The sequence below is a fragment of the Myxococcales bacterium genome (assembly GCA_016712525.1).
GTDB lineage: Bacteria > Myxococcota_A > Polyangia > Polyangiales > Polyangiaceae > JAAFHV01.
Genome location: JADJQX010000006.1, coordinates 646,691 through 659,460, shown reverse-complemented (window position 1 = coordinate 659,460; position 12,770 = coordinate 646,691). Strand labels below are relative to the sequence as shown.

15 protein-coding genes are annotated in these 12,770 nt (G+C 69.2%); 8 read left to right on the top strand and 7 right to left on the bottom strand.

Features of this window, described 5'->3' with window-relative positions; translation table 11 throughout:
* The first annotated feature begins 14 nt into the window (after positions 1 to 14).
* From IPK71_14695 to IPK71_14680, 4 genes are all read left to right on the top strand, one after another.
* Entirely contained in the window at positions 15 to 557 is a 543-nt protein-coding gene (locus IPK71_14695) for a hypothetical protein (GenBank protein ID MBK8214984.1), read from the top strand.
* Between the two features lie 66 nt (positions 558 to 623).
* Positions 624 to 1,607, top strand: a complete 984-nt coding sequence (locus IPK71_14690) for an NAD(P)H-quinone oxidoreductase (GenBank protein ID MBK8214983.1) — start codon at positions 624 to 626, stop codon at positions 1,605 to 1,607.
* 84 nt (positions 1,608 to 1,691) lie between these two features.
* Positions 1,692 to 2,291 (top strand): hypothetical protein, encoded by a 600-nt coding sequence (locus tag IPK71_14685; protein ID MBK8214982.1) that lies wholly within the window; start codon positions 1,692 to 1,694, stop codon positions 2,289 to 2,291.
* Between the two features lie 13 nt (positions 2,292 to 2,304).
* Positions 2,305 to 2,751: a hypothetical protein gene (locus tag IPK71_14680; protein MBK8214981.1), complete on the top strand. Its 447-nt coding sequence runs from the start codon at positions 2,305 to 2,307 to the stop codon at positions 2,749 to 2,751.
* A 156-nt stretch (positions 2,752 to 2,907) separates the two neighbouring features.
* Here the strand turns inward: IPK71_14680 and IPK71_14675 are convergent, their stop codons facing one another.
* Positions 2,908 to 3,711, bottom strand: coding sequence for a hypothetical protein (locus IPK71_14675; GenBank protein MBK8214980.1), 804 nt, complete (start codon positions 3,709 to 3,711; stop codon positions 2,908 to 2,910).
* 63 nt (positions 3,712 to 3,774) lie between these two features.
* Entirely contained in the window at positions 3,775 to 4,347 is a 573-nt protein-coding gene (locus IPK71_14670; protein MBK8214979.1) for a hypothetical protein, read from the bottom strand.
* A gap of 175 nt (positions 4,348 to 4,522) precedes the next feature.
* Between IPK71_14670 and IPK71_14665 the strand changes: the two genes are divergently transcribed.
* From IPK71_14665 to IPK71_14650, 4 genes are all read left to right on the top strand, one after another.
* Complete coding sequence (locus IPK71_14665; GenBank protein MBK8214978.1) at positions 4,523 to 4,759, top strand: DUF4266 domain-containing protein; 237 nt, start codon at positions 4,523 to 4,525, stop codon at positions 4,757 to 4,759.
* Between the two features lie 417 nt (positions 4,760 to 5,176).
* Entirely contained in the window at positions 5,177 to 7,336 is a 2,160-nt protein-coding gene (locus tag IPK71_14660; protein ID MBK8214977.1) for a DUF3570 domain-containing protein, read from the top strand.
* Between the two features lie 38 nt (positions 7,337 to 7,374).
* The gene (locus IPK71_14655; GenBank protein ID MBK8214976.1) at positions 7,375 to 8,067 is read left to right on the top strand and encodes a hypothetical protein; all 693 of its coding nucleotides are present in this window, start codon (positions 7,375 to 7,377) and stop codon (positions 8,065 to 8,067) included.
* Positions 8,064 to 8,693 (top strand): hypothetical protein, encoded by a 630-nt coding sequence (locus IPK71_14650; protein MBK8214975.1) that lies wholly within the window; start codon positions 8,064 to 8,066, stop codon positions 8,691 to 8,693. The genes IPK71_14655 and IPK71_14650 overlap by 4 nt, the downstream gene beginning before the upstream one ends.
* Before the next feature lie 104 nt (positions 8,694 to 8,797).
* On the opposite strand, the gene IPK71_14645 is transcribed toward IPK71_14650, so the two are convergent.
* The 5 genes from IPK71_14645 to IPK71_14625 form a co-directional block, all read right to left on the bottom strand.
* On the bottom strand, positions 8,798 to 9,337 hold the full coding sequence (locus IPK71_14645) for a hypothetical protein (GenBank protein MBK8214974.1): 540 nt from the start codon (positions 9,335 to 9,337) through the stop codon (positions 8,798 to 8,800).
* 212 nt (positions 9,338 to 9,549) lie between these two features.
* Positions 9,550 to 9,885, bottom strand: coding sequence for a hypothetical protein (locus tag IPK71_14640; protein MBK8214973.1), 336 nt, complete (start codon positions 9,883 to 9,885; stop codon positions 9,550 to 9,552).
* Positions 9,833 to 10,369 (bottom strand): AHH domain-containing protein, encoded by a 537-nt coding sequence (locus IPK71_14635; GenBank protein MBK8214972.1) that lies wholly within the window; start codon positions 10,367 to 10,369, stop codon positions 9,833 to 9,835. The genes IPK71_14640 and IPK71_14635 overlap by 53 nt, the downstream gene beginning before the upstream one ends.
* Positions 10,370 to 10,371: 2 nt before the next feature.
* Positions 10,372 to 11,928 carry a hypothetical protein gene (locus IPK71_14630; GenBank protein ID MBK8214971.1) on the bottom strand — a complete coding sequence of 519 codons (1,557 nt, stop codon included), beginning with the start codon at positions 11,926 to 11,928 and terminating at the stop codon, positions 10,372 to 10,374.
* Between the two features lie 50 nt (positions 11,929 to 11,978).
* Positions 11,979 to 12,566 carry an AhpC/TSA family protein gene (locus IPK71_14625; protein MBK8214970.1) on the bottom strand — a complete coding sequence of 196 codons (588 nt, stop codon included), beginning with the start codon at positions 12,564 to 12,566 and terminating at the stop codon, positions 11,979 to 11,981.
* Positions 12,567 to 12,770: the final 204 nt, after the last annotated feature.

Below are 12,770 nucleotides of genomic sequence, written 5' to 3'. Positions count from 1 at the left end.
TACGTTCCGCGCCGATGGCACACGGCCCGCTCTCTCCCTGGCCCTCCGCGGCGCTCGCCGTGGCGCTCGTCTCCGTGCTCGTGGGCTGCCCTGCGCCGCCGCGCGAGCCGGTGGGGACGTCGGACAAACCGCGGGCCATCGTGAAGCCGAAAGAGGCCCCGAAGCCGTCCAACGCGCCCCCCGCGGACCTCCGCGCGGGGGTCACGCCGATCCCTGGGAAGTGGGCGTCGCTCGGGCACACGGCGGGCCGCTGGGAGTACACGCTCTCGGCCAACGACGCGGGGCGCGCGGCCCTCGAGGGCAAGGTCGCCGAGGCCGCCGTCGGGGCGAAAATCGTGATGGATCACACGGAGCGTGGGAGCGGCGAGAAGGGCCCGACCATGGTGCTCGAGAAGCGCGCGAAGGGCTTCGATCCCGAGCACGGCGACTTTCGCTACGTCATCGTGGGCAAGAGCGGCGCCCTCGTGTTCGACGGGACGACCGAGCGCTGTTGGGGCTGCCACGACGACGCGCCCCACGGCTTCGACCACGTGTTCCCGCCGCAAGAGCCGAGGTAGCGCGCGACGGGCCTAAGGCGGCGCGACGCGCTTCCGCGAGGTCCCGCTTCGTGTACCTTTCGGCGCATGCGCGCCGCCGTCATTCGTGAAGGGTCCCTCGTCGTCGAAGATCGCCCCGAGCCCGAGCCGGGCGTCGGTGAGGTGCGTGTGCGTGTGCACGCGTCGGCGGTGAACCGCGCCGACCTCATCCAGATTCGCGGCATGTATCCCGCGCCGAAGGACGCGGTGCAGGACGTGCCCGGGCTCGAGTATGCGGGCGTCGTCGACGCCGTGGGGCCGAAGGTCTTCGGCGTGGCCGTGGGCGACCGGGTCTTCGGCCTCGTGGGCGGCGGCGCGTACGCCGAGTCGCTCGTGGTGCACGCCGAGACGTGTGTTCCCGTCCCCGAGGGCGTCGAGCTCGTCGAGGCCGCGGCCCTGCCCGAGGCCTACCTCACCGCCTACGACGCGATGGTGTCGCAGGCCGGGCTCGCGGCAGGGGAGACCTTGCTCGTGCACGCGGTGGGGAGCGGCGTCGGCACGGCGGCCCTCCAGATCGCGCGCGCGGTCGGGGCCACGGCCATCGGCACGGCGCGCACCCAGGCCAAGCTCGAAGACGCGCGCGCCATGGGCCTCGAGCACGGCATCGCCGTCGAGAACGCGCGCTTCGCCGAGGCCGTGCTCGCCGCGACGGGAGGGCGCGGGGTCGACGTGGTGCTCGACCTCGTGGGCGGCCCGTACGTGAACGAGTCGCTCGCGTGCATGGCGCCGAAGGGACGGCTCGTGCTCGTGGGGTTGCTCGCGGGCGCGCACGGCGAGCTCGACCTCGGCGCCATCTTGCGAAAGCGCCTCTCGATCCGCGGCACCGTGATGCGCTCGCGCCCGCTCGAAGAGAAGCTCGGGGCAGCGAGGGTGCTCGCCCGACACCTCGCCCCGCTCTTCGCGAGCCGCAGGCTAACTCCAGTCATCCACAAAGAATTTTCGCTCGACGAGGCGAACGAGGCGCTCGCGCTCGTGGCCCAGAACGAGGGCTTCGGCAAGGTCGTGCTGCGCTGCCACCCCGGCGGCGGGTGAAGCGAGCGCCGACCGGCAGTACGGTTCGGATGGACAGGCGCGCCCGGTGTGCGACGATAAAGCGTTCATCGACGAGGGGATGGGATGACCAAGAAGACCGAACGGCCAGGGAGCGCCCCCGAGCCCAAAAGGAAGACGTCACCTCCGGGCTCGGGCGCGCGCGCCGTCGTGCCGCCGCCCATTCCTGGGGTGCCCACGCCGAAGGTCACGCCTCCTGCACCGCCGAGGCCCGGGCCGCGAGCGCCCATCGCGCCGCAGACGACGCGCATGCCGGCCGTCCCCGCGCCCGCGGCGCCGACGCCTCCGAGGCGGACGCCGAGCGCGCACCCCACGCGCGCGATGCCCGCCATCGACGATCGCGTGGTGCAAATCGACTCGCTCGGGAAGAGCCTCGGAGAGCTCAAAGAGCTCGTCGCCAACGCGGCCCTCGCGCTCGAGAGGCTGGGGCGTGGGGAGCCTGGGATGTCACCGCAAGGCCAAGCGTTGGTGAGCGAGCTCGCGCAGGCCCTGCGCAAGGCGTCTGGCGTGCCCGCGCCGAAGGGCCCTCCGCCGATCCCGTCGGCGATGAAGCACAACACGAGCCTCATGCCTCCGGCGCTCGACATCGGCGAGATGGCCGAGCTCGTCGAGTCCCTCTCACCGCCGCCCCTGCCCCAGGTCTCGAGCGACGACGAAGGCTGGTGATGGGGGGAGCCCCATGGCACGCGTGACGATCCGCCGCCTTCCGTCGGGCCAGGTGTATCCGACCACTCCGCGAACGGTGAAGGAGTGGCTACGAGATCTGCCACTCGAGACGCGCGCCCAATTCGGGGAGTCGACAGGGAGCCTCCCGGGCGACGCTTGTGGGAGCTTCGCGAGCGACCTCCATTTCTTCGTCGCTCCGCCCCCTGACGCCATCGTACTCGCGTCGCTCTGGCGCTCACGGGCGCCCTCGTCGACCTCTCGTTTCAGGCTGCACGCCGTCGCGGCTCACCTGTGGAGCGAGGCCCTCTCCGAACGGTTCGCGACGTGGTTCGGAGCGATCGTGCGCGACTTCTGCTCGGACTCCGTCGCGCCGAACGAACGACACCGCATGGCCGTGGCCCTCCTCGACCGCGGTCGGCTCGCGCACCAGGAGCTCCGGAGCCGAGGGCGCGAGCGGTAGCGATCGCCTTGCGTGGCCCCATCTCCCCTCCACGAGGCCGGCGAAGGGATCACACGACGGGAGATCGCCGAAACCCTCGGCCTCCTGGCTCGTTCGACCTCGCGTGACCGACGCGCTCTCGGGTCGAGCACGAACGTTCCGTCGCCCGTCGGTGCGTCAGTGGTCGCGCGCGTGCGAGAGGCAAAAAAGCGTGGGGATTCCACACTTTGCGCACGAGCACACCCGAATGTCGGCGCCCTCGTCCTCGCGGGCCTGGCACACCGAGCAGGCGCGGACGACGCCCTTGTCCGGGGTGGTCGACACGACGGCGCGGCCCGCCTTCATGTCGGCGAGGCGGCTCGCTTGGCCACGCTGCCGCGCGCGGTCGCGGATGGCGTCGCGGAGGTGGCCGCCGAAGAAGAGGAAGTAGTTGCTCGTAGCCGCGAGCACCCCGGCCCGCGTCGCCCAGGAGCCGAGCACCGCCGACACGACGAGCACGCCCGCCGAGAGCAGCGCGAGCCACTTCACGCGGATCGGGATGATCAAATAGAGCGTGATTTGGTAGTCGGGGAAGAGGGTCGCGAAGGCCAAGAAGAGCGTGGTCGTGAGGTACTGGTTGCCGACGGGCTCGCCCGTGGCGGCGGCCGCGATCGTGGTGCCGATCATGCCCACGAGGAAGTAAAGGTTCATCTTGAGCGGCCCCCACTCGGCCTCGAGCGACCGGCCGAGGAACCACGTGAACGAGAGCTGGAAGAACACGAAGATGAGGCTCGTCGTGCGGGGGATGAAGAGGTAGCTCACGAGCCGCCACACCTGCCCCTGCCTCACCGCCGCGAGGTCGAGCTCCATGACCGACAGGATCTCGGGCCTCAGCATCGACAGGGCGAACGTGATCGCCATGCCGCCGACGATGTACATCGTGACGTTCGGGATGGCGAACCGGCCGAAGCGCCGCTCGAGACGGGCAAGCAGAGCGTCCATGCGCTCTCGCTACCAAATGGGCGATGGTTCGTCACGGCCGGCGAACGGCCGCCACCACGCGCCTCAGTTGTTCGGCGCGCCGCAGGCGAGCCACGTGTCGGTCAGCGTGTAGATGGGCTGCGTACCGAGGGAGCCCGCCGCGCCGAGCGGCATCGCGTTGCCGCACGCGTTGGTGCCCGCGAGGTTGCACGTGATCGACGAGGCCGTCTTGTCGGTCGTGCACGGGTCGACGTAGGGCTTGCCGGTGATGGGCTTCTGGCTGATGAAGTTCTGGTAGGTTTTGTCCGCGTTTTCGCGGTCGATCTGGGGCTTTGCGCCCGCGGGTGCGCCGTGGCAGCTCGGGCTCGAGCACTTCTCCACGAAGAGCGGCATGAGCTGGGTCTTGAACTGCACGCTGCACGGGCCGCCGTCGATGGGGCCCTTGCCGTTGCAGAGCCCGCTCGTGCCGCCTCCGCCCGCGTCGCCGGTGGGGTTATTGGTGTTGTACGGCTCGGGCGGCGAAGCGCCGCGGAGCGAGTCGGGCTGGCCGTAGCGCTTGTCGTAGACGCCGGCGGTGTAGTCGGTCTCGCCGCACGCCGCGAGCACGGCACCGACGGTGGAGACCACGAAGAGAGCTGCCCAAGAGAGCCGACGCATGCCCCCATTCTGGGCTCGGGGGCCGCGCGCGCGCAACCCTCGTCTCCCCTATTTTTCCCGAGGCGAAGCCCGCACGGTGGATCGAGCGCGACCGGTCGTGGTCGATCCGTCGCGTCGTGCTTTTTGGTCTGGAAAAGCGAGAAAAGGGCAGTATCGTGGAGAGCAGGAGTCGGCCATGCAGAACACCCTCGCTCGTCGCATCGGAAACGTCGTGCTCGCCCTCGGGGCTCTCGTCGCCCTGTCGTCGACCGTCGGCTGCGTGAAGGTGGCTCCCTACGAGCGCGGCACGCTCGCGCACCCCACCATGGTCACCGACGACATGGCCATCGGCGTCGACGCCCACGTGCGCGGCGTGTCCGAGGGCGCGTCGGGCGGCCTCGGCGGCGGTGGCGGCGGCTGCGGCTGCAACTGACCTCCGCGCGGTTGACCTCGCGCTCCGAGACCGTCGACCCGCTGCGCGCCCTCGCGCGCTCCAACCTTGTCACGTTCGTGCACGCCCGATCGGTCGCGTGAGCGCGGGCGCGTTCGTGCGCACATCGCCGCTGATGGTGCATGCTCGATCCATGGGGGCGTGATGCCCCCGACTTTTCGGATGAGCCCCCACCCCTCCTTCGCATGAATGTGCGTGTTTTCCAGAAGTTCGCTTGACCGAGGGGCACGGGAACGTGCTTTGCTAACCCGAGTGGGACCGTGCACGCGCAGCTCGGGGCGGCCATCCGAGCCTTCCCCTCCCTTCGTGGCCCACGACACCCCCGAAACCCGGAGCACTCGAGGAAACTCGAGGTTTTTCGCTAGGCACCACGAGGCGCCCATCGTGTACCGTACTTCCGTGACGTCACGAGCCCTGCTCAAGCTCCTGCCCTTCGCGGCGGCCGTAAGCCTCTTGCTCGTGGCGGTCCCCGCCGCCGCCGGAGAAGACGCGGCCGTCCAGAAGATCGTTCAAGACACCATGAACGAGGACTACCCGGGTAGCCTCGGTCCAGCCAAAAAGAAGCTGTCCGACGCCCTCGCGCTCTGCATCCGCAAGGGGTGCACGGGGCCCGTCAAGGCGCAGGTTCACGTGTCGCTCGGGCAGGTCGCGTCCCAGCTCGGTCAGGGCGACGAAGCCAAGAGCCAGTTCTCGGCGGCCCTCAAAGCGGACCCGAACGCGAAGCTCCCGTCCACGGGCGTGACACCGAACATCAAGTCGCAGTGGGACGAGGTCGCCAAGGCCGCCGCCCCGGCCGCCGCGGGAGGAGACGACCCCGGCCCCGCCATCGACGACAGCAAAGTCCCCGAAGGGTGGACGAGCAAAGAGGCGTTCAAGCTCGCCCTCGAGGGCCTCAAGGCCGACCAGGCCGGCAACCTCGAGCTCTGCATCCAGAAGGACCAAGAGTCTCTCAAGCTCGACGAGCAGCCGCGCACGCGCCTCCACTTGGCCTCGTGCGAGAACCGCTCGGGCAAGCTCGTCGAGGCCACGAAGAACGCCCAGAAGGCCCTCGAGGTCGGCCTCCAGAAGCGCGACGCCGGCGTGATGAAGGTCGCCCGTCAGCGCGTGAAGGATCTGCTCGAGCGCATCCCGCACGTCACGTTCCAACCTCCGGCGGGCGTCGCCGACCTCGTCGTCAAGTTCGACGAGCGCCCCGTCCCGACCGACGCGCTCACCAAGAAGTTCAGCGTCAACCCTGGCAAACACCAGGTCGTGGCCGAAGGCCTCGTGAACGGCCTCCCCGCCACGTTCGAGCAAGAGATCGACGTGAAGGAGCGCGAGCTCGTCACGGTCGCCATCACGTTGAAGCCGCAGGGCGGCGCCGTGAGCCCGTCGCAGATCAAGTGCATGCTGCAGGCAAAGACCCAGGAGGAGGTGCAGAAGTGCCTCCCGCAGAACACCAAGAACACGGTGATTCGCCTGGGCCTCGACTTCAGCGGGTACGCCGACACGAACTCGGTCTACGTCGTGTCGCCGGGCATCAACGCGTCGGTCGTCTCGCCGACGTCGGGCTGGAACATCGGCGGCAACTTCCTCATCGACGCCGTGAGCGCGGCCTCGCCCGACATCGTGTCGACGGCCTCGCCGCCCTTCCGCGAGCGAAGGTACGCCGGCGGCCTCGGCGGCGGGTACAAACCCGGTCTCTACGGCGTGCAGGTGTCGGGCAACGTCTCGTCCGAGCCCGACTACCTCTCGGTCACGGGCGGCGGCGCCGTCACGGCCGACCTCAACGACAAGCTCATCACGCCCCGCATCGGGTACTCGTTCACGAGCGACCGCATCTACCGCGGTCCTCCGTCCGAGTCGGGCGATCCCGGCAACTCGCGCCTCTTCACCACGCACGAGGTCGAGCTCGGCGTCACGTTCGTGCTCTCGCCCACGGCCGTGCTCCTCGTCGGCGGCACGCTCCAGTTCGAGCGCGGCGACCAGTCGAAGCCCTACCGCTACATCCCCACCTTCGACCCGATCGCGGTGCAGCCGTTCGTCCCCAATGGCGCCACGATCGACCTCGTGAACAAGTACCGCACGCCGCTCCGCCCGCTCGAGCAGCTCCCGACCGAGCGCGACCGCTACGCCTTCGGTTTCCGCCTCAACAAGCGCATCGGCAACTCGACCTTGCGCCTCGAAGAGCGCCTCTACTTCGACACGTGGCTGCAGAAGGCGACGACCACGGACATCCGTTACATGGTCGACCTCACGCGCCGCCTGCGCCTCTGGCCGCACGTGCGCATCCACGCCCAGACGGCGGCGAACTTCTATCAGCTCGCCTACGGCGCCCTCGCGGCCGGCAGCGATCTGACCACGCTCTTCACGTACCGCTCGAGCGACCGCGAGCTCTCGCCCATGGTCTCGGCCACGCTCGGCGGCGGCGTGCGCATCGCGCTCGGCTCGCTCGAAGGCGACGTCCGCTACGGGCTGAGCTTCGTCGGCGATCTTCTCTACTCGCGCTACTTCAAGGCGCTCTTCCTCACGGCCCGAACGGGCGTTTATGGAACGGTCGCGTTCGACGCGGAGTTCTGAGCGAGCTATTTTCTCCCTGGTTCAGCATCGGAATGGTCATGCGCCCTACCCCACGCCCCGAACGCTCCACCGCCATCCTCGGCGCCGCCGTCCTCTTGACCGCGCTCTTCGGCGGGTGCTCGCTCGATCCCGTCGCGAACGGCGCCATCAAGGCCCTCGGCGACGAGGACCCGAACATCCCGCGCGGGCCGTACCATCGGCAAGGTCAGCCCTGCAATCTCTGCCACTCCGACTCGGGCCCCGCTTCCGACAAGAAGTTCGCCGTGGCCGGCACCGTGTTCGTCGATCCGTTCGGTCGGCGCGGCTCCAAGAACACGTGGGTCCGCGTGAGGGACGCCACCGGCAACACGGTGTGCAAGACCACGAACTGCAAAGGGAACTTCTTTTTCTTCGACGAGGACTTCACCCCCGCGGGCCAGTTCCAGGGCAAAGCGGGCCCGGCGTTCCCGCTGCTCGTGAGCGTGCAGCGCCCGCTCCCCGGGGATCCGGTCGGGAAGACCCGCGCCATGTCGAGCCACATCGGCCGCGAGGGCGCGTGCGCGGGCTGCCATAGGCCTGCCCTCCCCGACGCGCAGAACCGGCCGCAGATCGCGTCGTTCGACACCCCCGGGGTCGTGCGCCTCTACGAGACCGAAGAAGAGGCGAACAAGGCCATCCCGTTCGACCCGAACGAGATTTGCCCCCCGAACGAGCCCGAGGTCCTGATTCCCTGCCCCGAGACCCCGCTATGACGACCGAGACTCTCCCCCAAGGCTCCGAGAGCCCCCGAGGCAAGCGCACGTGGCTCGGTCCGCGTGCGCTCAAGGTCGCCTTCGCCGTCACCACGTCGTGCCTCGCGGCGGCGGCCGTGGCCTCGTGCGCGTCGGTGCCCGACTCGGAGCGAAAGACGATCTTCGCCTACCCCGACGGCGCCTCGCTCGAGCCCGACTACGCCATCTACCGAAACTCGGTGAACCCGATCCTCGAGAGGCAGTGCGGCACGTTCGACTGCCACGGGCAGCCCGGGCGCGCCTACCGCGTCTACAGCTTCCAGGGCCTCCGCGTCTTCAACCCCGAGGCGGGCCTCAAGTCGGGCATCACCGAGACGACCGAAGACGAGATCCGCTACAATTTCCAGTCGTTCATCACGGTCCAACCCGAAGAGATGATGCGCGTGATGGCCCGCGGCGGGGACAACCCCGACGTGCTCGTGGTGCTCAGCAAGCCCCTCGGCAACGAGCGTCACAAGGGCGGCAACGTCATCGCGCGGAACGGCTCGGCCTACAAGTGCATCGCGGCGTGGCTCCGCGCGCCCATCGGCGGCACCCTCGACGCCGAGTCGGCCAAGCAGTGCAAGCTCGCCCTCGAAGTCCGCTGACGGCCTAGGGCTGGGTTCTCATCGCGGGGTGTTACGTCGGAGCGGGCGGGGAACGTAGCGGCACCTCGCTAGTGTGGCCGTCGTCCGGCTCGCCCTCGACACGATCACATCTGCCAACCACCCCGAGGGGCGCACAGCTTGGGGCATTCCTCCGCGAGCGAAGGACACGTACCGTCGTCCTTGCACTGCGAAGGACCGATGATGCGTTCGCCGTTCTTGCAGTCGCACGCAGCGGCATCACACCCCGTGAAGAGCCCCGGCGTGCAGGTCTTGGCTGCCGCATCGGTCGGTTTGGCAGGCCCTCCGTCCGTGGCGAAGAGCCCGCTATCGTCCTTCGGGTAGCACCTCGGTGGACCGAAGTTCTTGGACGGGTCCGGGCAAAGCAGCTTGCACACGTCGGCGAAGTCCAGGTTGCACGTGCCGTCCGTCCGCCGGCGCGACGTGAGCGGGAGCTTGGACGCCGAGGGGCAATCGCACAGGGCGAAGGGGCAGCCCGAGTCGTCCGTCTTGCAGTTCTCGTAGCCCGCGAGCGGCTTGGCAGCATCGGTGCCCGCGTCGGTCGCGTCGCCGCTCGGGGGAGAAGCGGATGCACATGCGCAAAACCAACCGACAAGTACCGCTCCGACTACAAATGATCGTGCCATATCAATCCCTCCGTCGTGGGGCGAAAACTTACCACCGATCGCCGCGCCAAAACGAAGAACCGGGAAGAGTCCGCTCAAACAGCCGCTGTTCGCCTCGAGAACGGCCAAGGCGCGAGCAAATAGTTCTCGAGCATCTGCGGAGTAGCCATCCCTCTGCAGGTGACCGAGCAGACGGGTAGGGATGGGGGCAAGGGGGCGGGGTGAGGTGCGAGTCATCCCGACCAGACCTTGTCGAAGACCAGGCCGCGGAGGCCGGCGACCTTGACCCGCTCGACGAAGCGCTCGCTGACGTAGGTGGGGCTCGCGCGATGAGGCAAGCGGAACAGGTCGATGCCCTCGACCTTGGACGTGACGAACGCGATCTTCTTGATGCGCATCATCCGGTCGGTCCCAGGGAACTTCATCAGCGACGAGTTAGCCTCGTCCAAGGCGTCGACGATGCGCACGTTCAGGACGAACAGCTCGACCCCGTCGCCGGTCGACAGTGGGAGCACTTCACCGTTCGCGTCGAGGATGTCGCCCAGCGCGTCCACCGCGGCTCGCCGCATGACGAGGGCATCTGACCCAAGCCAAGGGAAGTCGGAGGGCTTGAAGGCCTGGCGTTCGTCTGCTCTGACACGACGGACCGCGATCGGCTTCCACGTCGAGGCCCGGAGCTGCCCGTCGAGTTGTAGGAAGACCTCGTAGTCCTCGTCCTGGACCGCGTTCACCCACTCGTAACCCTCCGCGACCAGCGGCTCGTAGATCACCTTGCTCATAGGCAGAGAGAAGTGCGCTTCGGATCGCACCAAGTGCTGCTTCGGCTTCAGCTCGGGTCGTGGCTGCTCCGAGCATCTGGTTGACGGTCTGGTAGTAGGCGTTCGTGTGCACGGTCGAGTGCACCGCCGCGCCTGCCTCGTTCGGCGCAGCCCGGGTCGCCGGCAGGAACACGCCGTTCGCAGCGTCGTTGATCCCGATCCCGAAGCTCTGGAGCAGGCGCTCGAAGCCGCGGGACGTCGGCAGGTGCGAGGAGTGCGTTGGCGTACCGCCCACCCTCAACGCCGGGACGGGGGGGACGACATGCGCCCCGTGCGGAGCGAGGGCGGCACGGCATCCTCTTGCATCGCCGCGCCGCGCAGGGCCTCGGCCGACGCGGTCGACGCGGGCATCTTTTCGCTGAGCTCTGCGGCCTCGCTCACGATCTTCGTGGCAGCCGCGGCGCGCGCGTTCTTCTGGGTGAGCGTGGCGTTGTCGACCACGGCGTACCCCTCGAGGAGGTCGAGGTACTCGAGGTCGAGCTCGCCGCCCGAAGGAAGGATGAAGACGCCGAAGAGGTGCGCTTGGCGGCGGATCTCGGTGACGAGAGGGCGCGGCACGTGGAGCGCGGCGTGGGTGATGAGGTGCACGACCGGATCACGCTGGTCGCGCGCGCGGAGGAGGGCGATCTCGGTCGCGAGCTGCGCGAACACACGTGACGGGTTTCGACCGCGCTCGCCCTTGAAGCCGAGCATGTACGCGGCCGGGAGCTGGCCCGGGCGCGCGCGCTGCACGTCGTAGAGGCGCGAATCGAAGAAGCGCAGCCACACCTCTTCGCCGGCGAGCTGGAGCTTCTTGCCGAGCGCGATCGCGAGCCCTCGCGCGAACACCTGGCGATCGCCGCGCATGGAGGCCGAGGCGTCGATGAGGAGGTAGTGGAGCCGCCGGGCCTCGTCGGGGGCTTGCTCGCGCGTGTAGAAGAGGAGCTCGTTCTCGATGAGGCGGCGCGCGAACTCGGTCTCGTCCCACGCGAGCTCGGTGAGCACGAGCGAGTCGAGCGAGCCCTTTTGCCCGATGCCGGCGTACCCGTGCACCGCGTGGGTGCCCGTAGCGTGGGTGCGGTGGGTCTCGAGCACGCTCGGGAGGAGCTCGAGGCTGAAGTTCACGATATCGTTCGCGGCGGGCGTGCTCATCGCGGCGAGCAAATCGACGTGCGCGAGCGCTCCCGCGGCCGTCGACTCGGGGCCGAGCATGCCGAGCAGGCGCAGCGTGTCGAGGTCGAGGGCGTCGGCCAGGGTGAGCACGTGGAGGCGCGCGCGCGCGAGGCTCTCGAGCATGGCCATCTCGAAGTTGCGCGAGAGCGCCGCGAAGAGCTGCGGGAGCTGACCGTCGAGGTCGCGCACCATCTCGGGATCGAGCGGGATGCTGGCCGGATACGGCGGGCGGACCCGCGCGCGCTGCACGAGCGAGCCGAGCACACGCGCGAGCACCACCACGACGAGGTCGTCCGAGAGGCGCATCGTCGCGGCGCGGGCCGAGGCCTCGCTCTCGGCGATCTCGGAGAGCACACCGCGGTAGGTCTGCACGAGGTCGGCGCCCTTCGGCACCTTGGCGAGCACGGCCTCGGTGCCCGGGCGTGGGCCGATCTCGAGCTGCTCCTTGGGGGAGGCGTAGAGGAGCCCGAGGTCGTGCACCATGAAGAGCGGCAGGTGGATGCCGAGCTTCGCGAGATCGCGGTACCAGCGGAGGGCGCGCACCACCATCATAGGCGACGCGGCGCGCACGCCCGAGAGCGCGAGACCACCGAGCGGCCCGACGATGGCAGGGTCTTTCGCGAACGTGGGGGAGACGGGCATCGGCCGAACGAGGCTAGCTCATTTCGGCCGGAGTGGGCGTCCCTCGTGGGTCAGGCCGGCGGCGAGGCGTGGGCTTCGAGGGACGAGGCCCTCGTGGTCTTCCGAGCCTCGGCGACGATCGCGAGGACCTCGTCGACCGAGAGCTGATCGTCGGCGTGCGCGCCGTACTTGAGGCCGACCACCGTCCCGTCGCGGGCGACGACGAAGTCGGCCGGGAGCCCCATGTGGCCCCCCTCGCCCTTCATGGCGCTCTGCGGGTGCGACGCGAACATGCCCCGCACGAGGCCACCCCACGCGCGCGGATCCATGACCGACGCGAGCGACGACTCCACGCCGAGCGCCCGGTAGAGATGCTTCTCGGGATCGGCGACGACGGCGAACGGCAAATCGCCGTGGAAGGGGCGCATCGTCTCGGCCTCGGAGTGGAACACGGCGACCTCGAGCACGCCGGCCGCGGTGAGCTCGTCGTGCCGACGCGCGACCTCACGTACGTGCAGATTGCACACGGGGCAGCCTGCGAAGCGCCGGAGCTCGAGGTGCACGAAGTCGTGCGACGAGGAGGGGACGGTGATGCGCTCGCCGCCGAGGGTGACGAGGGACTGCGTGGGGAAGGAATCTCCGACAGAGAGCTTGGGCATGAATGGCTCCCGGCAGGCGTCGCGCGCCGGCCTCGACGCGGAGTACGCCGCGCGCCCCATTCGGTATCGCGGCCGCGAGAGAAAGCGAGGCCATGAAGGCCTGGTGAGCGGCGCGCTGCGGACCGTCGACGACGAGGCGCGTCGAACAGGGCGAAGATTGCCCATTCGGCAAAACCCTCGTTGCCTTCGCCCGCCGTCCGGAGG

Excerpts from the sequence above, each read along its gene's own strand:
- IPK71_14695 (MBK8214984.1), top strand. The coding sequence starts at position 15 with ATGGCACACGGCCCGCTCTCTCCCTGGCCCTCCGCGGCGCTCGCCGTG.
- IPK71_14690 (MBK8214983.1), top strand. The coding sequence starts at position 624 with ATGCGCGCCGCCGTCATTCGTGAAGGGTCCCTCGTCGTCGAAGATCGC.
- IPK71_14685 (MBK8214982.1), top strand. The coding sequence starts at position 1,692 with ATGACCAAGAAGACCGAACGGCCAGGGAGCGCCCCCGAGCCCAAAAGG.
- IPK71_14680 (MBK8214981.1), top strand. The coding sequence starts at position 2,305 with ATGGCACGCGTGACGATCCGCCGCCTTCCGTCGGGCCAGGTGTATCCG.
- IPK71_14675 (MBK8214980.1), bottom strand. The coding sequence starts at position 3,711 with ATGGACGCTCTGCTTGCCCGTCTCGAGCGGCGCTTCGGCCGGTTCGCC.
- IPK71_14670 (MBK8214979.1), bottom strand. The coding sequence starts at position 4,347 with ATGCGTCGGCTCTCTTGGGCAGCTCTCTTCGTGGTCTCCACCGTCGGT.
- IPK71_14665 (MBK8214978.1), top strand. The coding sequence starts at position 4,523 with ATGCAGAACACCCTCGCTCGTCGCATCGGAAACGTCGTGCTCGCCCTC.
- IPK71_14655 (MBK8214976.1), top strand. The coding sequence starts at position 7,375 with ATGCGCCCTACCCCACGCCCCGAACGCTCCACCGCCATCCTCGGCGCC.
- IPK71_14650 (MBK8214975.1), top strand. The coding sequence starts at position 8,064 with ATGACGACCGAGACTCTCCCCCAAGGCTCCGAGAGCCCCCGAGGCAAG.
- IPK71_14645 (MBK8214974.1), bottom strand. The coding sequence starts at position 9,337 with ATGGCACGATCATTTGTAGTCGGAGCGGTACTTGTCGGTTGGTTTTGC.
- IPK71_14640 (MBK8214973.1), bottom strand. The coding sequence starts at position 9,885 with ATGCGGCGAGCCGCGGTGGACGCGCTGGGCGACATCCTCGACGCGAAC.
- IPK71_14630 (MBK8214971.1), bottom strand. The coding sequence starts at position 11,928 with ATGCCCGTCTCCCCCACGTTCGCGAAAGACCCTGCCATCGTCGGGCCG.
- IPK71_14625 (MBK8214970.1), bottom strand. The coding sequence starts at position 12,566 with ATGCCCAAGCTCTCTGTCGGAGATTCCTTCCCCACGCAGTCCCTCGTC.